Origin of the sequence: Francisella salina, assembly GCF_000219045.1 — a bacterium.
GTDB lineage: Bacteria > Pseudomonadota > Gammaproteobacteria > Francisellales > Francisellaceae > Francisella > Francisella salimarina.
The window spans coordinates 459847-486107 of the sequence record NC_015696.1 but is presented as its reverse complement, the minus strand read 5'-3'; the positions used below and the strand labels follow the sequence as shown (position 1 = coordinate 486107).

Genomic DNA, 26261 nt, shown 5'->3' with positions numbered 1-26261 from the left:
TCATTCGCTTTCTAAGAAAAAAGCTTAGTAAATATTAAGTCAAAGGATAAAAATACATGAAAAGACCTGAACTATTGTCACCGGCAGGCACCCTAAAAGCTATGCGCTATGCTTTTGCTTATGGGGCTGATGCAGTATATATTGGACAACCTCGCTATAGCCTAAGGGCTAGAAATAATGAGTTCTCAAAATTAAAGACTCTTGAGACAGCAATTACTGAAGCTCATGCGCAAGGCAAGAAGATAATGCTAGCTAATAATATAGCTCCACATAATGCTAAAATCAAAACTTACATCAAAGATATAGCTCCTGTACTTGCTCTTAAACCTGATGCAATGATTATGTCAGACCCTGGCATGATTATGCTAGTTAGAGAGAACTTCCCAGACCAAGAGATACATTTATCAGTTCAAGCCAATGCTGTGAACTATGAAACTGTTAGATTTTGGCAAAAATTTGGTATTACCCGCGTTGTATTATCAAGAGAACTATCTCTAAAAGAAATCGTAGAGATCAAAGAGCATGTTCCAGATATGGAAATTGAAACATTTGTTCATGGCTCATTATGTATGGCTTACTCAGGTAGATGTCTGCTATCAGGATACTACAGTCATAGAGATCCTAACCAAGGTGTATGTAATAATGCTTGTCGCAATAACTACAAAGTTGCTGAAGCAAAACAAAACGAGTGGGGAGACTTTGAACCTGTTGAAGTCAAGTCAACTCTTGGAATCGGTACACCTTCTGATAAAGTAGTGCTTATAGAGAATGACAAAGAGCCAGGACAATATAACCCAATGTTTGAAGATGAGCATGGTACTTATATTATGAATTCAAAAGACCTAAGAGCTATACAGCATGTAGAAGCAATGATGAAAATGGGTGTTGATTGCTTCAAGATTGAGGGGCGCACCAAATCGTTCTTTTATGCTGCTAGAACTGCTCAGCTATATGATCAAGCTATCAAAGATGTTCTTGCAGGCAAGCCTTTTGACATGACGCTTATGGATAAACTTGAAGGTCTAGCTCACAGAGGTTATACCGAAGGGTTCTATCGTCGCCATGTTCATGATGAGTATCAAAAGTATGAAAACTCAGACTCACGTAGTTCTACTCAGCAGTTTGTTGGTGAAATAACAAACTTCGATGAGCATACTGGCTATGCTGATATCAATGTCCGTAACAAAATGAAAATCGGCGATAGTATCGAACTTATGTTGCCATCTGGTAGTCGTGAAATAACACTAGACAATATGCTAGACAAAGATGGTAATCCTATGGAAGAGGCAAAAGGCAGTGGCTATCAAGCTAAAGTTAGATTTGATAATGTCACACCTGATGATATGAAGTTTGCCTTAATAATAAGAAATTTATGAAATAAATAGTGTCTAGATAGCTTTAGAGTATAGTTTTAATCATGGAGATTTTACAAGCAAACATTTTTTGATGGATCGTACTCTCTCCAAGGATCACCATTTCCTGGAGTATTTGAAGCATCTGCATACCAACAAGCTACATATGACATATAGTTCCTTCCTCCATCTACCGAATATATTACTTTAGGGTACAAAGTTGGATTATATTTGACTTGATATATTTTTGAACCATCCCAAACACCCGCATCGTAAGTATACTCAGCTACTGGCTCAGGAGCTTTACTTCCTGTGAGGATAATATTAAGCTCGCTTGGTGCTACTTTTGATATTCTACAAGTAATGCCCTGCCCTTGAGTATCAATACCACATATGCCACTAGCTTGCTTAGGCGTTACAGTTTTATATGAACCATTTGGAGATGAGATTTCAACATTCAAATTTTGATAATATTTTGGATTCATTGGAACACTCTGCATAGTAAAAAAGCTTGCATCTTGCTTCAATGATCCTATTATCTGAACATTTAGTATACGGATCTCATACTGATTTTGAGTATCAAGGTTAAAAGTATTAATGCCTTTTTCAAGGTTCTTATCCCCATCAGTAGATGAATGAAGTTGCAATCCCTGTGCTTCAGATTAATTATCAATATTCAAAGTGAATGGTGTTGCTAAGGCTAATGTTGACGTAAATAGCGCCACTACAACAAGTGATGTTTTTTTCATAGTTTATCCTTTGGTTTCTTATAAAATCAATTCTTGAAATTAGAGTATCTAACTTTTGCCTTTGATCTATAAGAACATCTATATTTATTCAAAAGGCAATAATTAAGGTTATGATGACTCAATACCAGTGATTCTAATTTATTTCAAAATAGATAAAAATATCTATATACGCATAGCTGTCATGCATATATGCATATTAAAGCTTAAAGATTGACAGAAACTAACCACAATTCATAAGACTATGCTTCACGAGCATTATTAAGTTAAGATTTAAAGAAAACTTCGTATATTATTATCAATATCATAAGAAAAATACCAAAGTATCTTATTGGAGCAATTCTCCTCCATGAATCCATATACCAGTTCCAGTAAGAACTCCATATCGATTTGACTGCACTAAATATAGTTTTTAATATTTTTAGCATAAGTAACTTCTAAGATTTATAAATATTAGCTATTCTTTTGTCTGTGTGATTTTGACTAGAATTAACAATAAAGCCGCAATAATAGAAATAATAATCATTGTAATTGCTATTGGTAAAGAGCTAGTTGCTGGGAATAACATGGCTATGCTGCCTATAGTTCCACTAATAGCAAACTCCATAGTTCCAAATAATGCTGCTGCAACACCCGCCATTTCATAGAATGGCTCCATGCTACCACTAGCGCCAGTACCTGCGGTAAGGGCACAACCAAATGTCGCTAAGAAACACGGAGCAAAAAAGCCCCATAAACTTAATCCCCATATTTCATATATACTAAATGACAAAACACCTGCAATAAATACACACACCACACCAAGAAAGGCGGTGTTATAGACACCAAGTGCGTTAACTATAACTCCAGCAAATATTGAACCTATCAGAAATGCCACCCCTGCTGAGCCAAATACAATATATATCTCTGAAATTGGATAACCTAAATAGTTAATAATATATGGTGTCATTGAAAATAATATAAAAAATGAAACCATTCCTGATACCGCTGCTAAAGAGTATGCCCAAAATTGCAGAGACTTTATGACGTGTAAATACCTCGCAAATACACTCCATGACATTTTTTTACGTCTCTCAATCGGTAAGCTTTCTTTAACAAAAAATACTATTATCAAAAATGCCACAAAAGCTAATATTGCTAGAAATATAAAAGCTGAATACCATGGAAAATGTATCGCTAACTGTACACCAATTAATGGCCCAATTATTGGCGAGACTGAAATTATCGCATTAATAAAACTATATATCATCGAACTAGTTTTACCAAAAAATGCATCTCTAATAATTGCAAAAGCACATACAGATAAACCGCAACAGCCTACCGCTTGGATAACCCTCGAAAATATCAAAAACTCAATATCTTGAGAAATCGCACATAAAACTGATCCAACTAAAAATATAATTGAAGAAGTTAATATAACTTTGAACCTACCGAATTGATCAGATAGAGGACCTAAAATAAGCTGACCAATCCCTGTAACAACCAAAAATAAAGACAATGTAACTTGTACCATTTGCTGAGTTGTATTTAGCGCTTCGCGCATATCTGGTAGAACGGGCATATAGACATCCATAGCCAATGCAAAAGCAAAGACCATAGGACCAAGAATAAGAATAGTTTTTATTGGAGAATATTTCCACATAGAAACACCCCTTGTATTTTATTTGTAAGTAGCGGGTTATTATATCAGAATAATATAAATATGTTACTCATTTAGTATAGTAGTGCTCCTGAAAGTAAAAGTATGTTTTATTCTTAACTCTCTAGCTGACAATGTTATAATAGCGCCATCAATAATTTTTGTTTAGATATGATGTATAAAAAACTCTCACTCATAATACTTATGAGTATCTTACCTATTTTGTCATTTGCCCAAGGGACAGAGTCTCTGAGTGCTGTGAGTGTTCATGCTATTGATCAGCCACTAGCTATAGCCGCAGTTGTGGTTTTTGTAATTGCTTACTTATTCGTTATGACAGAAGATTTCACAAAACTCAATAAGTCCAAACCTGTAATCCTCGCGGCAGGTATTATTTGGATACTTGTTGCAATAGTTGGAAAGTCACTTGGAGCGAACAATATTGTTCACTCAAACTTTGACCATATTATGACCGAGTATGGTGAGCTCTTATTATTCTTATTAGTCGCAATGGCATATATTAACCTAATGGAGGATCGCAATGTCTTTGCCAAGCTAAAAAGCACACTACTAAGAGCTGGTTTCGGATATCTTGCTACATTTTGGCTTACAGGTATTATATCTTTTTTCTTATCAGCAGTTGCTGATAACCTAACAACAGCACTAGTAATGAGCACCGTTGTGATATCTATTGGCAAAGACAATAAAAAATTTATAACAATGGCATGTGTGAATGTAGTTGTTGCAGCAAATGCTGGAGGTGCATTCTCGCCATTTGGTGATATTACAACACTTATGGTATGGCAAACAGGCATTGTTAAATTCACTGAGTTTTTCGCAATCTTTATTCCATCATTAGTAAACTTCCTTGTACCTGCCATTATCATGAGCTTCTTTGTGCCAAAAATGGAATCTCAATCGATAATAGAAGAAAAGGTAGAGCTAAAGCGAGGTGCCATTCCCGTTATTTTACTATTTATCTTAACGATCGCTACAGCTGTATCATTTGAGCATTTACTTCACTTACCACCATCTCTAGGAATGATGACAGGTTTTGGGTATGTAATGATATATAACTATATCTATGGATTGAAAATTGCTTATGAAAATAGGAATCCAAAGAAACACAAAATGCCTCCCCATGCTTTTGATATCTTTGATAAGGTCAAGGAAGCTGAATGGGATACATTATTATTTTTCTATGGAATATTAGTTTCTGTACAGGGGCTAGCCGCTTTAGGCTATCTTGGCCTTGCTTCTCAATATATTTACACAGACATGCAGTCAATTGCTCCAAGCATATTCTCTGCTCACACTCAAGCCAATACCATCATTGGTATACTTTCAGCAATCATTGATAACATACCTGTTATGTTTGCAGTACTTAGTATGAATCCAACAATGGAGCATGCCCAGTGGCTATTAATAACTCTAACTGCAGGAGTTGGTGGTAGCTTACTAGCTATAGGTTCAGCAGCGGGTGTTGCTGTGATGGGCAAATCCAAAGGTAAATATACCTTCATGGGACACCTCAAATGGACTTGGGTTATCGCCTTAGGATATTTTGCTAGTATTATTGTTCACCTATTAATTAATCATTAGAAAAATCTAAAAAATTATTATGATACTCTCTTACTCTCTCACTATGACTTGTTGAAATATACGCAAAGCCCTTTTCTTGTAGAATTTCATATATTTTTCTTTCAGAGTTCACATCAATGTTTGAAGTTGCCTCATCAAGTAACAACAAATCATACTCCTTAACAAAAATCCTACAGAAATTGAGCTTTTGTTGTTCACCAGACGATAGAAAATTTCGCCAATCATTTATTGTATTTATATATTTGGTCAGGTAACCAACATTTAATAATTCTAGAATCTCAATAAATCTATCATCTGATGGTAAACCTGTTTGTATTGGATAAAAAACAGCTCTCTTAAAGTCATCTTCAGGATAGTAAGGCTTCTGAGGTAGTAAACAAATCTTGAGACACTTCCTAGCAAAGATAATATCTCCCTCATGACTACCACATCCCACCCCAGCAATGGCTCTTAACAAAGTACTTTTTCCAATCCCAGAATGTCCGCTTATAAGCAACCTTTCGTGGTTCTTTAGCCTGAAACATATATTGTCTAACAAAAATGGCGAGTCTTGTGATTTCTTTAACGAAAAACTATTTACCTCTAAAATACTTTCTTCACAGTTTAGTAAATCTGTTTCATCATCACTCAGTTTTTCTGATGAAATTTCATGCTTTAACTCAGTAAGCCGTGACATACTAGCCCTTAGACTAGCTAATGTCTCATACACATATGTAAGATAAACCATAGGGAATATAACTTGCATTACTGCTGAGTTTACCTGCATCATCTGACCAAAACTTATCTGTTTTGCAAAATATCTAGGCAATGACAAAATTGTACCGATAATCGCATAGACTTGGCTAAATAGCGTATTTACAACATCTATTTTTGCATTACGAAACATTAAACTATAGAAGTTAGTTACAATTGCTTTGAAATTCCTTCTAGAACGAGCATATTCATATCTTTCAGCGTTATAATCTCTAACTGAAAGTCTATTATTTCTGATGGTAGATAAGTGATATCTGAAGTTAGCTTGTAACTTCTGCTTTTGATACACCAGTTTTTTCAAGGGTTTACCAACCCAAAATACTACAACTATATTCAAAAGACCTAATAAAAAAGCCACCCAAAAAAGATAGCCATAGATGGTAATATCTACACCTAAAATATTGAAAGTATAGTCTCCTGATAATCCCCACAAAACTACCGCAAATGAGAAAAAACTAAAAATACTTCTTGTAATTCCCAAAAATAATGACTGTGAATCGGTAATAAATCTTGTAACATCTTCATCAATCCTTTCTTCTGGATTATCAACCTGTTTACTTCTATAGTATGATCGTGAGTACAGCCAATTTTTAGTATAAAAATCAGTCATTGGTTTACGGATAAAAATAACAAAAAACTGCTTAACTAAATATGATAGAAAGAAGTTAAACATCATTAATGATATCAAGACTATAAAGATAATTAATTGATGTATCAGCAATGCCTTATTATATTCTTGAATTGAGTTATAAAACCCAACATTCCACGAGTTTAAGTAAACACTTAGAGCAACCCCCAAGCCCTCAAGAACCAGCAACAAAGCTACTATTGCCAGAGCTATTTTACCGTACTTACTTTTCCAGAAAAAATCAGATATATGCCAGAAATTTCCAAAAAATCTCAACATCAGCTACTCTGCCTTATACGGTACAGAGATAACCACTCTGGTAGCTGTCTTATTATCTTTTTTATCCATTGCAGCAATAGCTAGTTTAACCATTCGCGAATTTTGGTTATGTAATAAAAAGTGCCACCACTTTGTATTTACAACCTCAGGAATTATTACCACAGAATATCCTTTCTCAGGGTCTCTTAAATCATTCTTGTGTAAAATCTGCAGTACCGGTGTGATAAACGAATTATAAACTGGACGCATAACCAAGAGCTTTTCTTTAAAAGCAAGATTTTTCCACTCTGTTTTTATTTTTTCAATTTTCTTCTCATTTGCTGAAACAAATACTGGTGTTATATCATCAGAGATATTTCTCGCCAATGTCAACGCATCTATTGTACCCCTGTGAATACGAGATACTAATATAACTATCTTTGGCTTCAAGCTCTCATGTATACAAGCATTGACTATGGCTTCATCAACACTCTGCGCTAAGCTATGCTCTCTCTTGATATAATGCATTTTGATTGAATATAAGCCATACATTATTATCAATATAGCAATTATTACTATCCAAACACCTTCGAAAAACTTACTTTCAATAATAGTGATTAAGACAACAAAAGTTGCCACACAACCAAAAGCATTAACGAACGCTCTAATACCCCAGCTCTTGTAAGTACGTTTATTCTTATACCAATATTTAACCAAGCCAGCTTGACAAAGAGTAAATGCGATAAAAACGCCAAATGCATACAAAGGTATTAGCCTACTAACCTTAGCATCAAAAATAATAAGTAAAATAGCTGACAGAACTGTCAAAATAAGAATACCATTTCTAAAAGCAAATCTATCGCCTAAACGCTGAAGCTGCTCAGGCAGATAATTATCTTTACTCATGATTGCAGCAAGAATAGGAAAACCTGTGAAACATGTATTAGCAGCCATAAGCAAAATCAAGCATGTTGATGCTTGTAAAAAATAATAAAAAAAGCCATTCCCTAATACTTGATGAGCTACTTGAGATAATACGCTTTCAGAGAAGTTAGGAAGTATCTCAGTTTTTGCAGCAATAAAAGTAACTCCTGCGAACATCACTATAGACAAAAAAACCATTAATAATAGGCCAATAATAGCCTTAGATAGTCCTGGAGACTTATAAGCAGCGACTCCATTAGCATAGGACTCTATACCAGTCAAAGCAGCACTTCCTGAAGAAAAAGCTCGAAGAACAAGAGTTATTGTTAAAACACCCATCGATGCTTGCATTTGATTAAGATAGTCTTGTTGGTAAGCAAATGTCTCTAAAGTGCCTTGATTATATTGATATATACCCACTATTATCATCACAATTATTGAGACAATAAACATATATGTTGGCCATACAAATATTTTAGCTGTAGACTTTACCCCTCTTAGATTCATAATCATCAAAAAAACCAAGAAAAATAATGCTAACTTAGTGCTATAATTTTCTAAGGCTGGGAATGCTGAGCTAATTGCTACCGCAGCTGTTGATACTGATACTGCTACAGTAAGTATATAATCAATAATCAATGATGCTGAGGTCAATAAAACTAATTTTTCACTAAAGTGTGCTTTTACTATTGAGTAAGACCCACCACCCTCTGGATGAGCTTTTATGACTTGAGCATAAGAAAAACCCATCAGTAACATTAATAATATAACCATCACAGATACTCCAATAGAGTACTGTGAAACAGCCGCAGCACCTGCCGTGGCTAAAACTATAAATACCTCTCCAGTGGCATAAGAGACTGAAGATAATGCATTTGATGATAATATTGCAAACCCAGCAAATAAGCCAATTTTTTGATCCTGTTGCTTTGCATTAGGAATTGGTGAGCCAAATATAAGATTCTTTATTTTCATCTACAGCCTATTCTTGTTTTTGTAAAAACTCATTAAGCTTTTTCGCTAACTCTTGTGTTCCTTTTTTCATAGCTGCTGATATCGTGTAATAATTACCTTCATAACCTATCTGTTTGACAAATTCTTGGCACCTTCCTTCTACCTCATCAGCAAGCAAATCAATCTTATTAATAACTAAAAATCTAGGCTTATCATATAGTTCTTCACTATATTTTTTAAGCTCTTTCTCAACTGCAAAATAGTTCTCTACAGGATCAGACTCGTTAAATGGACAAATATCTACAACATGCAACACGCATCTTGCTCGAGTTAAGTGCTTTAAAAATCTAAGACCAAGTCCAGCGCCTTCAGCGGCACCCTCAATAACTCCTGGGATATCCGCCATCACAAAACTATCTACACCAACCTTGACTACTCCTAAGTGTGGATACATTGTTGTAAATGGATAGTCTGCAACTTTTGGCGTAGCTTCAGATACAGAACGAATAAGTGTTGATTTTCCAGCATTTGGCAATCCTAGCAATGCAATATCTGCCAATAAATTTAACTCTAGGCGAACTTCTTTATATTCGCCTTCCTCTCCTAAGGTGAACTTTCTTGGAGCTTGATTTGTACTACTCTTGAAGTGCGTATTACCTATCCCTCTTTTACCCCCAGAAACTAGCTTGAAGATTTCACCATTATTTAGAACTTCGCCAATTTTTTTATTGGTTTCAGCATCAAATACGCTAGTACCAACCGGCACTACAAGATATAAGTCTTCTCCGGCTTTACCATAGCAATTACGACCTTCGCCAGGACGTCCATTTTCAGCGTAGTATTCTCTTTTGTAACGATAATCAATCAAAGTGTTTACATTCTCATCTGCCTTGAGATAAATACTACCTCCATGACCGCCATCTCCACCATCCGGTCCACCACGAGGAACATATTTTTCTCTACGGAAGCTCACACAACCATTACCACCCTTACCGGCTTGAAGCTTAATCACTACTTCATCTACGAATCTCATAACTCTATAATCTTATACTTATAAAAATGCTAATCATACATTATATATGTTCTAGCTTAAATTATCATCGACTATTTAAAAACCAGTAAATGGATTGATATCGAAACACAGATTAAAAATTTGAAAAAATATTACTATGCTTCCCATTGATATCACATAGATATTTGAATAATACACCTTAAGATCTGCCTTTCTACTTAAAAATGCTGGCGTATAAACAAATATTATCACAGCAAATATTGCAGCATACTGTAACGCAAGTATAAACCCTCTAGGGTAGAAAACAGTAAATACTAAAGGCGGAATGAAACAAACAAGACCTGATGCTAAATTAGTTATTTTCTTATTATAACGAGAGAATAAATCACGAATATAATGTAGTAAAGAAATTCCTACTCCGATAAAAGACGTAATAATTGCTATGTGCATAAATACATTTAATCCAACCTCTAAGGAAGCAGACTTTGAGACTTGTCTAATCTCTGAAGCAAGACCCATAGGTGTATTATTACCAGAGCTAAATAATATTTGATAGCTGTGTAAACCTTGCTGAGGAATAAGGGCTAAAGCTAAAAGAATCCATACTATATATATTACTAAAACACATAAGCTACCGATAAGTATGCTTTTTTTTAAACTTTTAACATCTCCTTTTTGATACTCATAAATAACTGGAATTATATTATGAAAACCAAAAGATGGTAATAATGTCGGCCACGCAAAAATAAATGCTGAAAAGCTAAGAGGTGCTCTCTCCAAATAACTTGTATTGATATAAAACAGCATAATCACTATAGCAATCGCAAAAAACAGAAATTTAAGCATCACAAACAATCTATTAGCATAATCACTGACTCTGTAGCTGAACATTAATGCACCAAAAATTAGTGTAAAAATAATAGCTGCTATTGCTACTGATGTCTTAGAAGAGTCACCAACACCTCCAAGTGTGGCAACTAGTGATGAGCCTTGTGTGGTATATGCAGACATAAGTGAATAAAGTAGTAACAAATAGATAATACTAAAAAATATTAGATATCCCTTAGACACTCGAGCTTGCATCATTGTTGTGAAATTAACCCCTAACGGATACTCGGCACAAACTCTCAAAAGCTTAAGAGCAGTTGTGTACATCACACTCCAAGAAAGTATTAAGAGAATTACAGCCATGGTAAAGCCACATGAAGCAACTATCAAAGGCAAAGATAGCATTCCTGCTCCAATAGTAGTACCTATTATCAAAAAAACTGAGCCGATAGATCTGGAGTTCATAAGGTTTATTATAATTTCTTATTAAGCGCTAAAATAATAACTCTATTTTAACAACTAAGCAAATAATGCTGACTTATCCAAACATTTTTTCATTATAATCTATATTCATAAAAACCAAATTTACTAATACTATGGAACTATTCTCTAAGCTACTTAATATACGGCACTTTAAGTATGAATCTAAGAGTGGCCAAAACTCTCAAACAGGCTGGAATGGAGATGGATATGGTACTGTCATAACTCAACAAAAAGATAATTGTATATACTTCAAAGAAGAAGGTTATTTTATACTTGATAGCTCAAACAAACCTATAAATATTTCTAACGAATATATCTGGCAAAAGATAAATTCACAGCGTATAAGCTTATCTCATGCTCGATTTGGCTATAATAATCTTGTCAAACTTTTTGATTTAATACATATAGATGATAACTTATGGCAGAGTGAGCAGGCTCATGTATGTGTTGATGATTTATATTCAGCCCAACTTTACAATTTAGAGAGTGAGATTAGTCTAGTATGGAAAATATCTGGACCAAAAAAAGATGAGCTTATAAACTATAAGTATACTTCCTAATCAGCTGGTATAAAGCGATAACCTATGGCATTCTCTGTAATAATTAATGGTTGCTTTTTACAGGCAGAAAGCTTCTTCCTTAACTGTCCAATATACACTCTTAGATACTGAGCCCCGTCTCCATAGCAATCTCCCCAAACCTCATGTAAAAGAGTATTCTGCATTACCAACTTACCTGAATGTTTAACTAAATAGCTCAAAATCGAAAATTCTTTTTTTGATAAGTGAATTTCTTGATTATCCAAAATAACCTTATGATCATTTAAGTCAACTATGAGATTATCAAAGCTATATACATTAGCTATTTCAAGATCTTTTTTAATAACAGCAATCAACTGTCTTCTAACTCGAGCAATCAGCTCAGGCATATCAAAAGGCTTTTTAACGTAATCATTTGCACCATTTTCTAAAGCTTTGACAACCTCTTCTGTATCATTTCTTGCTGAAACTACAATAATAGGTACGTCACTACTAACTCTTACAGCCTCAAGCCAATCTTGACCATCTTGATCAGGAAGTCCAAGATCAAGAATGACAACATCAGGATGATATTGTCCTAGCAAGCTAGTCGCTATTGAAGCTGTTGGTGCACTCTCAACATCATACCCTAGTACCAAAAAAGTTTTTTCTAAAAGCTTCTTAATTTGAGGTTCATCTTCTACTATTAGTATTTTTTTTATCATTTCTAAAGCATCTATCTTTTCTTATTGTCTAATTTTGATTGCAAAGGCAATGTAACTTTAAAAACACTTCCTTTACCCTCGCCATCACTATAAACACGTATTTTACCATTATGTGCAGTAACAATCCCTTTACATATAGCCAAACCTAAACCATTTCCATGGGTATAGCTGTCTCTTTTTTCAATTCTATGAAAAATTGTAAATATCTTCTCCATATCAGCCTCTTTCAAGCCAATACCTTGATCTTTTACTTCAAAAAGACAAGCTTCGTTACCTTTTCTTACAAGAGAAACCATTACTTCTTTATCAAAATTAGCTGTAAATTTAACCGCATTATCAACCAAATTAAGAATAACCTGCTGGAATAGGATAGGATCCAACTGTATTTTAAATGATTCACGTGGGACTATAAATTTGAATTTCTGCTTGCTATAAACTCTTTTACAAACCTGTTCAATTTCTACAAGGAAATCATTACTATCAACATCTCTTATACTCAAAGAGAGTTTTCCTGAGTCGACTTTTAACATCTGGATTATATTATCTATATAGTTATCTAATCTTTTAGACTCTGTCAAAGCTAAGTCAATCATTTCATCTTGTTGCTCTTGAGTAAAAGATTCTTTAAATGATTTAACACTACTTAAGGCTCCCATTATAGACGCTAGAGGAGTCTTTAGGTCATGAGAAACAGAAGATAGCATCGATTTTTGTAGTCTTCGCTGCTCATCTAGAACTAGAGACTTTTTCTCTTCCTTTTCAAGATTTCTTTTAAGTAGTAAGTGCGATATATGAGATAGCATGCTACTTAGAATTACACTATCTGTGACTATCCTCTCTACAGCTTCTTCTGAACTTAGATAAACAGCTATTACACCGAGAACTCTACTCTCTATAACTAGTGGCTCAACCGCCCAGTCCAATCCCGCGAAAGTATTAGTCCCCTTACCGCAACTATCTTTATACTTAAAACTCCACTTTGCTGCTGCTAACTCTTTTTGGTTAAAATTTGGATGTTGTGGAAATGCTGAAGATTCTAATTCACCATTTGAAACACTTAAAAATACAAAATCACACTTAAAATATTCTTCCAAAGCATTTAAAAATATTGGACGTAAATCTTTATCTAAACTTTTCTCATTAAATATCTTTGTAAATCGATATAATACAGAAATATTATTTTCTCGCTCTTGGAGAAGATTGAATGCTCTTTTTGTACGTAGAATCACATGACTAGAAAAGATAACGATAGCCATAAACAAAGCAAATGTAATTATTCCCGCTAAGCTAGATATATGAAATACAAAGTTAGGTTCCAGGTATAAATACATATATAAGAACAGTCCCACTAGAGAGGATAATATAGATGGTATCAAGCCATACCTATATGCAGAAGCGGCAAGAACTAACAAGAAACAGAGAGTCTGTGATACTAGTCCAGCCATATTCAAACTAAAAAATATAAATATTCCCGATATTGCAGTTATCGAGACCGACCTTATAGTATCTAGAACTAACTCTTTTATGTTTGCCTTATTATGTGGCTGTGGCTCTTCAGCCTTACATTCTTTTTTGTTTATTGAAACAATATGGATTTGCATTCCCGTATTGTTATTACGAACAACATCATAGACAAGAGATCCAAAAAACCTATCTTTCCACTTAGGGCGTATTGACTTGGCTATAACTAAATCAGTAGCGCCTATAGACTTTGCATATTCTAGTATCGTATCAGAAATCCTATCCCCAAGAATATGCTCAATATTATAACCTAAACTATTTGCTAACATCTTATAGCGTCTGATAACGGCAAAGTTTAATCTAGTCTTTGTAACTTTATTTGGTTTTTGGACAAATATAGCTATTAATCGAGCATTTAATGTTGTAGCTAAAAGTTTACCTTTACGCAGTAAACTAGGGGTTGCTTCATCATAACCACAACAAACTAATACGTATGGTGATGTAGGTATCGCACTACCATTTTGATACAACTTTCTATATTGTTGAATATCTTGACCAACATGGTTTGCTGCCATCCTAAATGTATAGTCTCTCAATATAGTTAAGTTCGTATATTGAAAGTATCTTTCTAACGCTCTATTTATTGCATCACTTTTATAAACTTTACCTTGTTTTAATCTCTTGATAAGCTCTTCTGGGCTAACATCTACAACAACAAGCTCATCTGCAGACTGAATAAAATCATTAGGAACAATTTCATTCACATTAGCCTGTGTTAATTGAGTAACTTCATAAGATAAGCTAGCAATATGCTGAATATTTATCGCAGTATAAACAGAAATGCCTTCGTCAAGAAGCTCTTCAATATCAATATATCTTTTTTTATTTCGCGATGTCGGCAAATTTGAATGTGGTAATTCATCGATTATTACTATATCTGGCTTTCTTGCTTTTATTGCATCTATATCAAGCTCTTCAAACACCTTACCCCTATATGTCACTTTTTTAAGTGGCATTACCTCTAATCCCTCTAATAGCGCTTGCGTATCAGCTCTACCATGACTAACAAGAAGCCCAACTACCACATCTTTATTATCTTTTTGTAGAGCTCTAGCATTATTAAGCATCGCATAGCTTTTACCAACACCAGGGGCATAACCTAAAAAAATCTTTAGCTTACCTTTCTTAGATTCTTGGCTTTTATTTGCTAGATTTAGTAGTGCATCTACTTTTTGCTGATTATCCATAGAGGCCTTAAGCAATGCTATTAAAGTTGTTGAGAATATTCACAGAATATAATTATATCAGACTAGATATACCTTGAGAATTTTTACCTATCAGTTGTAAAAGAGCTATATTTAATGGTAAAACATTTACAGTAGCCACATTAAACAGATGCTCCTCAGTATTCTCTTTGATAAGTTTATTAACCTGATCTATAGAAAGGTTATTCTTTTGAGCTATATATGCTGATTGATATAGCGCAGCTTGCAGACTTATCTCTGGATCAACTCCGCTACCAGATGCAAAAACTAAATCTTCTGGAATAGTCTTAACACCATACTTAGCTTGTAAGTCTTTAATTCTATTTTTAACATCTTGTAACTGTGTCTGATTATTAACTGCATAATTAGTACCACCCGTAGCTAACGGATTATATCCTGATGCTGATGGTCTAGACTGGAACAGACTATCTGGCATAGTTTGTCCAATCAACTCTGAACCAACTACATTACCATTATAATAAACTTGTGATCCTGTAGCTTGATCATGTGCGACACCATATCCAATTGCCATTATAAAAAATGGATAAACTAAACCAAGCACAATGGTAAGGAAAAACATCGCCATAAAAGATTTAAATAAGTTTTTCATAAGATTAACTCCTTGCTTAAACTATATGCATAGCTGTTATAAGCATATCTATCAGCTTAATAGCTATAAAAGGTACTATCACACCACCTAAACCATAATATAGAAGATTTCTTCGTAATAAAGTTTGTGATGATGCTACAACATTCTTCACGCCCACCAATGCCATAGGTATCAGAAAGATAATGATTAGAGCATTAAATATAACTGCTGAAAGTATTGCACTTGTTGAAGAATGTAACCCCATAAAATTAAGCGCACCAAGACTAGGAAATGCTGTCACAAATAGTGCTGGAATCACCACAAAATACTTAGCAATATCATTAGTTATACTAAATGTTGTCAATGCTCCTCTAGTTACAAGTATTTGTTTACCAATTTTAACTATTTCAATTATCTTCTTAGGATCTGAATCTAGATCAACCATATTACCAGCTTCTCTAGCTGCAGACGTCCCTGTTGCCATAGCGATACCAACGTCCGCCTGTGCAAGAGCCGGCGCATCATTGGTACCATCTCCACACATTGCAACTGTTTTGCCATCTTTTTGTGCTTTGATTATAAAGTCTAATTTATCCTGTGGCGATGCTTGAGCAACGAAATCATCAACTCCCGCCTCTGCAGCTATCGCAGCGGCTGTTAATGGGTTATCTCCTGTTATCATAACAGTTTGCACACCCATTTTACGTAACTCTTCAAAGCGCTCTTTAATATGTGGCTTTATAACATCTTTAAGATGAATTACACCCAAAAGCTTATCTTTATGAGCCACTGCTAGAGGAGTCCCTCCTTGCTCTGATATCTGCTCTGTTACTTTTCTAAACATTTTTAGAAGGCCTTTATCAAGCTTATCTTTAAGATAATTTTCTATTGATGAAATCGCCCCTTTTCTTACTTCAAGACTTTGGTAATTTATGCCACTCATTCTTGTATATGCTGAGAAAGGTATGATTTCAGCTTCAGATATATCTACAGAGGATTGTTTAAACCCAAAACGCTGTTCTGCTAACTTAACTATAGATTTACCTTCTGGTGTTTCATCAACAAGTGAGCTTAACCAAGCAGCATGCGCTAATTCATCTGGAGATGTTGCTCCTAAAGCAATAAAATCCGTAGCAAAGCGATTGCCTAGAGTTATCGTACCTGTTTTATCCAAAAGTAATAAATCAATATTCCCAGAAGACTCAACAGCTCGCCCAGATAACGCCACAACATTAAACTTTAGAAGTCTATCCATACCAGATATACCGATAGCTGATAGTAGGCCTGCTATTGTAGTTGGTATCAATGTCACAAAAAGAGCAATCAAAACAACAGCTGATAAAACTGTATTACTATACATTGCCATGCCATATAAAGAGCAAATCGCAAATATAAAGATTAGTGTTAATCCTGACAATAGAATAGTTAAGGCAATCTCATTTGGAGATTTAAGACGCTTTGCTCCCTCAACAAGTTCTATCATTTTATCCAAGAAGCTCTCACCTGGATTAGATGTAACTCTAACTTTGATAGCATCTGAAAGAACTTTTGTACCTGTAGTCACAGCAGAATTATCAGAGCCGGCTTCTTTAACAACAGGTTCAGATTCACCAGTAATAGCAGATTCATCAATTGTTGCCATACCTTCAATAACATCACCATCACAAGGAATTAGAGTATTTGCTTCAACAATAACAGTATCACCTATCTTTAAACTCTCTGCATCTACTTTTGTGACATTACCATTACTTTCAACTCTTAATGCAAAAAGCTTAGATTTTGCAGCTTTTAGAGTATCAGCTTGGGCTTTACCTCTTCCTTCAGCGATGCCTTCAGCAAAGTTTGCAAATAATATTGTAAACCATAACCATATTACAACTTGTAATGTAAAGCCAATATCTTGTTTATGTACAATTTCTGAAACTAGATAGAGTGTACACAAAATAGTCACAACTTCGACACAGAACATTACTGGATTTTTGATCATCTGACGAGGATCACATTTTGTAAAAGACTTCTTTATAGCCGGAACTACAAGTTCTTTTGACAATAAATTAGGAGATTTTTTTGTACTCATAACTATCACCGATTAGAAATTTAAATTTAGTTGATCTAATATTGGTCCTAAGCTTAAAGCTGGGAATATAGTTAGACCACCTATTAGCACTATTGTGAAAAACACTAAGACCGAGAAAATAAAACTAGTTGTATCAAGTGAGCTTATTTCACTCATTTGTGAACTACGTTTTTTCTTAACCAATGACCCTGCTAGCATCATTACAGCAAATATAACTCCAAAACGTCCGATAAGCATACTTAAAGCTATAGTTATATTTAGGCAGCTAGTATTTGCTGCTAAGCCGGCAAAAGCACTACCATTATTATTAGATCCTGAGATATAAGCATAAAGAATCTCTGAAAAACCATGCGCACCACTATTAGTTAATGCTTGATGCACACTTGGAATAACTGCTGCCAAACCTGTAAATACTAATACACAACATGGTGATATAAGTAGAGCAAACATTGTCCATTTCATATCATTAGCTTCGATACGCTTACCCAAAAAGCTTGGTGCTCTACCTATCATCAATGATCCGATAAATACAGCTAACATCAAAAACATAAAGAAGCCATAAAATCCAGCACCAATACCACCAAAGATAACTTCTCCAATAGCCATATTCAGCATCGCCATCATGCCACCTATAGCAGAATAACTATCCATAACACTATTTACACCGCCATCTGAAGCAGACGTTGAAACAGTATTATATAAAGTTGAGTTAAATATCCCAAAGCGAGTCTCTTTACCTTCCATATTTGATAAATGACCAACTTGCCCATAGATATCTTGGATATTTTTGCTATGTAAAAAATCTAAGCCATGAAGCTCTGATATTGTCATAACCATTAGAGATATCACAAATAGTACTAACATTACTGCAAATATCATCCAGCCTTGCTTGGTATTGCCAACCCACTTACCAAAGGTATAAGTTAATGCCACAGCTATAGCAAGTATTGAAACCATCTGAATATAGTTTGTAATTATAGTTGGATTCTCATAAGGATGAGCAGAGTTTGCATTAAAGAAACCTCCACCATTTGTACCTAAAGACTTAATAGCTTCTTGTGAAGCTATAGGTCCCTGAGCAATGATCTGATCACTACCAGCTAAAGTATGTACATGTAAATATGCCATAATGTTTTGTGGCACACCTTGTAATATATATACAATAGCGATTATGATAGATATTGGCAGTAAAATCCAAAATATAGCTTTACCCAAATCATTCCAAAAATTGCCAACTTTAGCAGCCTCATGCCTTGCTACAGACCTTATCAACACTATTGCAACACATAACCCAACTGCTGCTGAAACAAAGTTCTGGACAGCAAGGGCAAGCATCTGTGAGAAATAGCTAACACCTGTCTCACCACTATAGCTCTGCCAATTAGTGTTCGTAACAAAACTTACAGCGGTATTAAATGCTTGAGAAAATCCCATTCCCTTAATTCCTTGCGGATTAAAAGGTAGTAGACCCTGCAAAAGTAATACCATAAAAACAAAGATAAACGCCATAATCGAAAAGCTTAGTAAACTAAAAAAATAACTTTTCGCTGATTGTTCTTTTTTTGAGCTCTCGCCAAGTATTAATAGATATACTCTTTGGAAAGGCTTTGCAAACCAATCAAGCCATGTTCTCTCATTATTAAATACTTTAAATATATAAGTTCCTAGTGGTTTAGTAATAATCACTAATGTAAATATAAAAACCACAAACAAAATAAAATTATAACTCATAGCTATACTCTCCTATAAGTTAAAATTTCTCTGGATATATAAGCGTAGCTGTCATATATATCGCCAAACTTATCATTGTAACTCCTGAAACAATAATCATATCAACCTCTTTAAACATATATTTTTAGGAGATAGATTATAGTTTCAAGTGATATAAAGATTCTATTATGAACTTTAGCAAAGGTATAAAAATTTTATAAAAATTAGTTACTTACTTACAATTACTTTGAATTTAATTTGTTAAATTCCACATTAGCTTGTTCAATCTTATTTTGATTTTCTTCTACCCAACGTATTATATTTTTCGTATGAATTAGTAAAGATTTTCCAAGATCTGTAAGAGAATAAAAGACACTAGGTGGAACGGTAGGTTCAACCTCGCGAAATACTAATCCACATTTTTCTAGTTCTCTAAGCTTTAGCGATAATATTCTTGGGGATATTTCTCTAAGGTCTCTCTGAATCTGACTATATCTTTTAGTGCCATCTTCAAGTATTGATATTAATATAATACTCCATTTATCACCTATTAAACCTAAGATTTCTCTAAAAGGTTTACAAGAATTTTTAGAATATCGATCTTCAGTTACATTTTTGTTAGTAGCTATCATAGTTGTGCATTCTTGTTTTATTTGGTAAATATAGTGATAATTATAAGTATATATTTTTTAACCTCAGGCATGGAAATAAAATGAAAAAAGTGCTACATATTAGATCAAGTATTAAAGAAGAAAATTCGGTTTCAAGAAAAATTGGTGATGATTTAATTAGCCATTTAAAAAGCACTGACAAGGTGAAAGTTTCAGAGAGAGATCTTGTAGATAATTCTGTAGAACATATAAATCCAGACTTTATTAATGCCATGGCAAATAATAATCAAGATAGACTTGCTACCTCAAACAAGCTTATAGAAGAGCTTTTTGAAAATGATATTATTGTTATTGAATCGCCGATGTATAACTTTAGTATCCCTTCGACACTAAAATCTTGGATTGATAATATAATGATTGCAAGAAAAACATTCTTATATACAGCGAATGGACCTGAAGGCTTAGTAAAAAATAAAAAAGCTATCCTTGTTCTTAGTAAAGGAAATATCTATAGTGAAGGAGCTGCAAAACCTTTAGATTTCCAAGAAAACTATTTAAAAACAATTCTTAATTTTATTGGTATAAATGACATAACTGTGATCTGTGCTGAAGGAGTTGATTTAAATGCTGAAATACGAGAAAAATCTTTAAAACAAGTTGAGCAACAAATAAAAGGTTTAACCCTTTAATAAATATGGAGAGTTGTATGAGGAAGTATATATCATTAGGAATTTTAGCCACTCTAATGCCTACAATATTATTAGCAGATAAACAAGATAATCCCGTACCAGAAATAATACCTAAATCTAATATTATCAAATGTAAATATAATGAAAAAAATGTTAACACTGTAATTGATTTTGAGAATGCTGTATTAAATGTAATATTTAATAAAGCTAATGTAGATGAAGTTTCTAAATATTTAGGAAAAACATACATTCAACATTACCCTTCAGCAGAGGATGGACCAGATGGTTTAATTACCTATCTTAAAGGACTTGGTGATAAAAAAGTATTTACACGAGTTGAGACAAGAAAAATATTTGCCTGTAATGATTATGTAATATTAGAAAATATTTTTTACTCATCAAAAAATGATTTAGGAACAGCTGCAATTAACACATTTAGAGTAAAAGATGGAAAGATTATCGAACATTGGGAGCTTATGGAACCTATTCCAAAAGAAGCTAAAAATAATAATGGTATATTCTAGATCTCTATTTAGTTATGCCTTAGAATAATACTCTTTATTCCTTTTAATTTTTTTCTCTTCTGCAATAGCTACAAACATCATTAGCACGAAACATACAATCGCAGCTAAATATAATGCTATAAAAGTTCCATACCAACCATCAAATCCAAATAGACTAATTTTTTTATCGGCAATCATGCCCAAGCCAAGTTTAGCAAAACTATCGCCTAGCAAGTAAGCAAAAGTACCTTTTATACCATCTGCTACTGCAATCCCCTGTTTTGGAACAAATCCCACAGCAGCTACACCTATAAGAAGCTGTGGCCCAAACACACAAAATCCTAAAAGAAACATAACCGTTAAATATACATACTGATTAGTAGCGGACTGATATAAGAAAATTAAGATGATAGTAGCTATAAGACATATAATGGCTGTCAATCCACGTCTACCATTAATAAGATCTGATAGTAATCCCCATAATAATGTCCCAGTTAAAGCTCCTAATTCAAATAATGCGTAACTCCATGCCGAAGTTTCTTTTGTAAAACCTAAAACTTCATGAGCGTAAACAGGTGACCATTGATCCACACCAATTCTAACTACATATAGAAAGACATTTGCAAAACACAAAACCCAGATTATCTTATTAAAAACCACATATTTCTTAAAAATTTCCCACTTTGAAATTTGTACTTTTTTAACATAAGCATCTTCTTCACTAATAGGTTCATCAAATATTTCTTCAACAGGTCCAAGACCATATGATTCAGGAGAGTCATTACCAACCCTCAATCCAATAAAACCAATAATCAAGCAAAGAACTGATGGAAATATAAACATACCAACCACATTACCATCAAAGACTACATGTGCCCCAAAAAGTGCTACAGCCGCAGCTAATGCTCCACCAATATTATGAGACATATTCCACAGTCCCAAAAAGAATCCTCTTCTATTTCTAGGCGTCCATTTAGTGATAGTAGAATAACTACAAGAGCCTCCCGGACTTTGAAAAAAACCACTCATAGCATAAAAGGCAATCATAAGAAATATACTATATGTACTACTACCTAGGCTTAGGCCAAAGCCTATCATACATATTGCAGATAATATAAGCATAAAAGGCAATACTTGCTTAGTATTTTTACCATCAAAGTAATAAGTTGTCACAATCTTACCAAGACCATAAGTAATTGAAAAACCCAAACCAATCAGTCCTAAATCAGTAAAAGAAAGACCATAATCTTGAATCATATCATTCTGAGCTATATTAAAATTCTTACGAATCATATACATACTAAGATAGCCTATAAATACGACTAAATATGATTTAATAAATTTATTTAACCAAATTTTCTTTCTTATTTCTTTAGATAATTCCATAGTAGGAATTCTTTGTTGCTCAAATATTTTTGACAGAATCATAGTACATAAGTTATGAATATAAATGTCAGGAGATTATAGATGAAAGTTGCTGTTTAATATAGATGACATAGGTATTTAAATTTGGTAGTTATAAAAACACAAAGCCCCATATTACTATGAGGCTTTTGTATTGCTTATCACGATAAGTCTTTGATATTTGAATAAGATGGCGATTACCTACTTTCACCTGGCCGGAGCCAAACTATCATCGGCGTTTTGTAGTTTCACTTCTGAGTTCGGAATGGGATCAGGTGGTTCCTACAAGCTATTATCGCCAAAACTGTGTTTTGGATAATATATCTTATAAAGATATTTAACAATTCAGCATAGAAATAGACTTAAGTCTCTCGGATCATTAGTACTGGTAAGCTTCATACATTGCTGTACTTCCACACCCAGCCTATCAACGTCGTAGTCTCCAACGTTCCTTACTGATTTACATCAGAGAGATCTAATCTTGAAGGAGGCTTCCCGCTTAGATGCTTTCAGCGGTTATCCCTTCCGAACGTAGCTACCCGGCAATGCTTCTGGCGAAACAACCGGAACACCAGTGGTTCGTTCACTCCGGTCCTCTCGTACTAGGAGCAACTCTTCTCAAATCTCTAACGCCCACGGCAGATAGGGACCGAACTGTCTCACGACGTTCTGAACCCAGCTCGCGTACCACTTTAAATGGCGAACAGCCATACCCTTGGGACCTGCTTCAGCCCCAGGATGTGATGAGCCGACATCGAGGTGCCAAACTCCTCCGTCGATATGAACTCTTGGGAGGAATCAGCCTGTTATCCCCGGAGTACCTTTTATCCGTTGAGCGATGGCCTTTCCATACAGGACCACCGGATCACTAAGACCTACTTTCGTACCTGCTCGAGCCGTCACTCTCGCAGTCAAGCGCACTTTTGCCTTTATACTCTTGGCACGATTTCCGACCGTACCGAGTGCACCTTCGTACTCCTCCGTTACTCTTTAGGAGGAGACCGCCCCAGTCAAACTACCCACCATACACTGTCCTCGAATCTCTCCTGAGTTAGAACTTCAAATATTCAAGGGTGGTATTTCAAGGACGACTCCACAATCACTAGCGTGACTGCTTCAAAGTCTCCCACCTATCCTACACATAAATATTCAAAGTCCAGTGCAAAGCTGTAGTAAAGGTTCACGGGGTCTTTCCGTCTAACCGCGGGTACACTGCATCTTCACAGCGATTTCAATTTCACTGAGTCTCTGGTGGAGACAGTGTGGCCGTCGTTACGCCATTCGTGCAGGTCGGAACTTACCCGACAAGGAATTTCGCTACCTTAGGACCGTTATAGTTACGGCCGCCGTTTACTGGGGCTTCGATCCAGAGCTTCGCTTGCGCTAACCCCTTCAATTAACCTTCCAGCACCGGGCAGGCGTCACACCCTATACTTCATCTTACGATTTAGCAGAGTGCTGTGTTTTTGATAAACAGTCGCAGCCACCTGGTATCTGCAACCCCCAACAGCTCAGAGAGCAAGTCTCATCACCATCAAGGGCACACCTTCTTCCAAAGTTACGGTGTCATTTTGCCTAGTTCCTTCACCAGAGTTATCTCATAGCCTTAGTATTCTCTACCTACCCACCAGTGTCGGTTTACAGTACGGTCACTTATACAATATACTTAGAAGCTTTTCCTGGAAGCATGGTATCAATAGCTTCGTCAAACAAGTTTGACTTCGTCTCGTATCTCAGATCAACAAGATGCCGGATTTGCCTAGCACCTCTACCTACATACTTTCACCTGGACAACCATTCGCCAGGCCTACCTAACCTTCTCCGTCCCTCCTTCGTTTATATAAGCGGCACAGGAATATTAACCTGTTTCCCATCGACTTCACTCTTCAGCTACGCCTTAGGGGCCGGCTTACCCTACGTTGATTAACATTGCGTAGGAAACCTTGGGTTTTCGGCCAATAAGAATCTCACTTATTTTACGTTACTCATGTCAGCATTCGCACTTCTGATACCTCCAGCAAACTTCTCAATTCACCTTCATCGGCTTACAGAACGCTCCCCTACCAATATACTAAATATATTCCGCAACTTCGGTGCATAGCTTAGCCCCGTTAAATCTTACGTGCAGGCCGACTCGACCAGTGAGCTATTACGCTTTCTTTAAAGGGTGGCTGCTTCTAAGCCAACCTCCTGGCTGTCTGGGCCTTCCCACTTCGTTTCCCACTTAGCTATGACTTGGGGACCTTAGTTGGCGGTCTGGGCTGTTTCCCTTTCCACTACGGACCTTAGCACCCGCAGTGTGTCTCCCGTGATTGAACTTCATCGTATTCTGAGTTTGCATCGAGTCAGTAAGGTCGTAAAACCCCCATCGTCGAAACAGTGCTTTACCCCAATGAGTTATACACGAGGCACTACCTAAATAGTTTTCGGGGAGAACCAGCTATCTCCGTGCTTGATTAGCCTTTCACTCCGATCCACAGCTCATCCCATACTTTTGCAACAGTATTGGGTTCGGTCCTCCAGTTGGTATTACCCAACCTTCAACCTGGCCATGGATAGATCGCGCCGGTTTCGGGTCTACTCCTAGCAACTATTCGCCCTATTAAGACTCGCTTTCGCTACGGATCCCTTATTCAGTTATCCTCGCTACTAAAAGTAACTCGCTGACCCATTATACAAAAGGTACGCAGTCACATGACTAAATCATGCTCCTACTGCTTGTATGCAAGCGGTTTCAGATTCTATTTCACTCCCTTTATAAGGGTTCTTTTCACCTTTCCCTCACGGTACTAGTTCACTATCGGTCATTCAGGAGTATTTAGCCTTGGAGGATGGTCCCCCCATATTCAGACAAGGTTCCACGTGCCCCGTCCTACTTGTTCGTATGCTTAGTTCCACTATGATTATTTCGTATACGGGACTATCACCCTCTATCGTCAAGCTTCCCAACTTGTTCTACTATAATTACAGCTAAATCATACCAGGCTCTTCCCACTTCGCTCGCCGCTACTATGGGAATCTCAATTGATTTCTTTTCCTAAGGGTACTTAGATGTTTCAGTTCCCCTCGTTCGCTCTACACTCTATGTCAAGTGAGTACCTAACTTGTGTTAGGTGGGTTCCCCCATTCGGAAATCTCCGGATCAAAGTTTATTTACCAACTAACCGAAGCTTATCGCAGATTATCACGTCCTTCATCGCCTCTGAATGCCAAGGCATCCACCGCTTGCACTTATTTTCTTAAGTCTATTTCTATACTAAATTGTTAAATATCTCTATCTTCATGTAAATAAATATGGTGGAGCCAAGCGGGATCGAACCGCTGACCCCCTGCGTGCAAAGCAGGTGCTCTCCCAGCTGAGCTATGGCCCCAAAAAAACTGGTGGGTCTGAGTAGACTCGAACTACCGACCTCACCCTTATCAGGGGTGCGCTCTAACCAACTGAGCTACAGACCCGTATTCTATTTACACTAAAATATATTATCTACAAACACTATGCTAAATCACTTGAATATGTAATTAGAGCTTAT

The 26261-nt window shown here is 35.6% G+C and carries 18 protein-coding genes, 2 tRNA genes and 2 rRNA genes; 5 read left to right on the top strand and 17 right to left on the bottom strand.

The annotated features are described in order from the left end of the window. The first annotated feature begins 56 nt into the window (after positions 1-56). A complete protein-coding gene (gene trhP, locus F7308_RS02470; protein ID WP_013922273.1) occupies positions 57-1376 on the top strand; it encodes a prephenate-dependent tRNA uridine(34) hydroxylase TrhP in 1320 nt (439 codons plus the stop codon). Positions 1377-1426: 50 nt separating this feature from the next. Here trhP and F7308_RS02465 read toward each other — a convergent pair whose 3' ends face one another. Beyond that, positions 1427-1999, bottom strand: a complete 573-nt coding sequence (locus tag F7308_RS02465; protein WP_013922272.1) for a hypothetical protein — start codon at positions 1997-1999, stop codon at positions 1427-1429. Between the two features lie 556 nt (positions 2000-2555). Continuing rightward, positions 2556-3740 carry a multidrug effflux MFS transporter gene (locus F7308_RS02460; RefSeq protein WP_013922271.1) on the bottom strand — a complete coding sequence of 395 codons (1185 nt, stop codon included), beginning with the start codon at positions 3738-3740 and terminating at the stop codon, positions 2556-2558. A gap of 171 nt (positions 3741-3911) precedes the next feature. On the opposite strand from F7308_RS02460, the gene nhaD reads away from it, so the two are divergent. Further along, on the top strand, positions 3912-5339 hold the full coding sequence (nhaD, locus tag F7308_RS02455) for a sodium:proton antiporter NhaD (protein WP_013922270.1): 1428 nt from the start codon (positions 3912-3914) through the stop codon (positions 5337-5339). Here nhaD and F7308_RS02450 read toward each other — a convergent pair. The 4 genes from F7308_RS02450 to F7308_RS02435 all read right to left on the bottom strand — a co-directional run bounded on the left by F7308_RS02450 (position 5329) and on the right by F7308_RS02435 (position 11161). Further along, the gene (locus F7308_RS02450) at positions 5329-6999 is read right to left on the bottom strand and encodes an ABC transporter ATP-binding protein/permease (protein WP_013922269.1); all 1671 of its coding nucleotides are present in this window, start codon (positions 6997-6999) and stop codon (positions 5329-5331) included. The genes nhaD and F7308_RS02450 overlap by 11 nt on opposite strands. Positions 7000-7002: 3 nt before the next feature. Further along, positions 7003-8877 (bottom strand): APC family permease, encoded by a 1875-nt coding sequence (locus F7308_RS02445; protein ID WP_013922268.1) that lies wholly within the window; start codon positions 8875-8877, stop codon positions 7003-7005. Between the two features lie 7 nt (positions 8878-8884). Then, a complete protein-coding gene (cgtA, locus tag F7308_RS02440) occupies positions 8885-9889 on the bottom strand; it encodes an Obg family GTPase CgtA (RefSeq protein ID WP_013922267.1) in 1005 nt (334 codons plus the stop codon). 75 nt (positions 9890-9964) lie between these two features. Then, positions 9965-11161: an amino acid permease gene (locus tag F7308_RS02435; protein ID WP_013922266.1), complete on the bottom strand. Its 1197-nt coding sequence runs from the start codon at positions 11159-11161 to the stop codon at positions 9965-9967. Positions 11162-11292: 131 nt separating this feature from the next. Here F7308_RS02435 and F7308_RS02430 point away from each other — a divergent pair, with 131 nt between their 5' ends. Beyond that, entirely contained in the window at positions 11293-11739 is a 447-nt protein-coding gene (locus tag F7308_RS02430) for a DUF6314 family protein (protein WP_013922264.1), read from the top strand. Here the strand turns inward: F7308_RS02430 and F7308_RS02425 are convergent. The 6 genes from F7308_RS02425 to F7308_RS02400 all read right to left on the bottom strand — a co-directional run bounded on the left by F7308_RS02425 (position 11736) and on the right by F7308_RS02400 (position 20156). Next, positions 11736-12422, bottom strand: a complete 687-nt coding sequence (locus F7308_RS02425; RefSeq protein WP_013922263.1) for a response regulator transcription factor — start codon at positions 12420-12422, stop codon at positions 11736-11738. The two genes, F7308_RS02430 and F7308_RS02425, sit on opposite strands and share 4 nt — an antisense overlap. A gap of 11 nt (positions 12423-12433) precedes the next feature. After that, the gene (locus F7308_RS02420) at positions 12434-15130 is read right to left on the bottom strand and encodes a sensor histidine kinase (protein ID WP_013922262.1); all 2697 of its coding nucleotides are present in this window, start codon (positions 15128-15130) and stop codon (positions 12434-12436) included. A 52-nt stretch (positions 15131-15182) separates the two neighbouring features. Continuing rightward, complete coding sequence (locus F7308_RS02415; RefSeq protein WP_013922261.1) at positions 15183-15758, bottom strand: potassium-transporting ATPase subunit C; 576 nt, start codon at positions 15756-15758, stop codon at positions 15183-15185. Between the two features lie 16 nt (positions 15759-15774). Then, on the bottom strand, positions 15775-17814 hold the full coding sequence (gene kdpB / locus F7308_RS02410; protein WP_013922260.1) for a potassium-transporting ATPase subunit KdpB: 2040 nt from the start codon (positions 17812-17814) through the stop codon (positions 15775-15777). 12 nt (positions 17815-17826) lie between these two features. Continuing rightward, a complete protein-coding gene (kdpA, locus tag F7308_RS02405; RefSeq protein ID WP_013922259.1) occupies positions 17827-19545 on the bottom strand; it encodes a potassium-transporting ATPase subunit KdpA in 1719 nt (572 codons plus the stop codon). Positions 19546-19766: 221 nt separating this feature from the next. Beyond that, on the bottom strand, positions 19767-20156 hold the full coding sequence (locus tag F7308_RS02400; protein ID WP_013922258.1) for a winged helix-turn-helix transcriptional regulator: 390 nt from the start codon (positions 20154-20156) through the stop codon (positions 19767-19769). Between the two features lie 80 nt (positions 20157-20236). Between F7308_RS02400 and F7308_RS02395 the strand changes: the two genes are divergently transcribed. Together F7308_RS02395 and F7308_RS02390 are read left to right on the top strand one after the other, a co-directional pair. Then, the gene (locus F7308_RS02395) at positions 20237-20824 is read left to right on the top strand and encodes an FMN-dependent NADH-azoreductase (RefSeq protein WP_013922257.1); all 588 of its coding nucleotides are present in this window, start codon (positions 20237-20239) and stop codon (positions 20822-20824) included. 17 nt (positions 20825-20841) lie between these two features. Continuing rightward, positions 20842-21348 carry a nuclear transport factor 2 family protein gene (locus F7308_RS02390; protein WP_013922256.1) on the top strand — a complete coding sequence of 169 codons (507 nt, stop codon included), beginning with the start codon at positions 20842-20844 and terminating at the stop codon, positions 21346-21348. 12 nt (positions 21349-21360) lie between these two features. Here F7308_RS02390 and uhpT read toward each other — a convergent pair whose 3' ends face one another. The 5 genes from uhpT to F7308_RS02365 form a co-directional block, all read right to left on the bottom strand. After that, complete coding sequence (gene uhpT, locus F7308_RS02385; protein WP_013922255.1) at positions 21361-22755, bottom strand: hexose-6-phosphate:phosphate antiporter; 1395 nt, start codon at positions 22753-22755, stop codon at positions 21361-21363. A 164-nt stretch (positions 22756-22919) separates the two neighbouring features. Continuing rightward, positions 22920-23034, bottom strand: a 5S ribosomal RNA gene (gene rrf / locus F7308_RS02380). Positions 23035-23089: 55 nt separating this feature from the next. After that, positions 23090-25976 (bottom strand): 23S ribosomal RNA (locus F7308_RS02375). A gap of 50 nt (positions 25977-26026) precedes the next feature. Next, positions 26027-26102: transfer RNA gene (locus F7308_RS02370), tRNA-Ala, on the bottom strand. Between the two features lie 8 nt (positions 26103-26110). Next, positions 26111-26187, bottom strand: a tRNA-Ile gene (locus tag F7308_RS02365). Between the last annotated feature and the right edge of the window lie 74 nt (positions 26188-26261).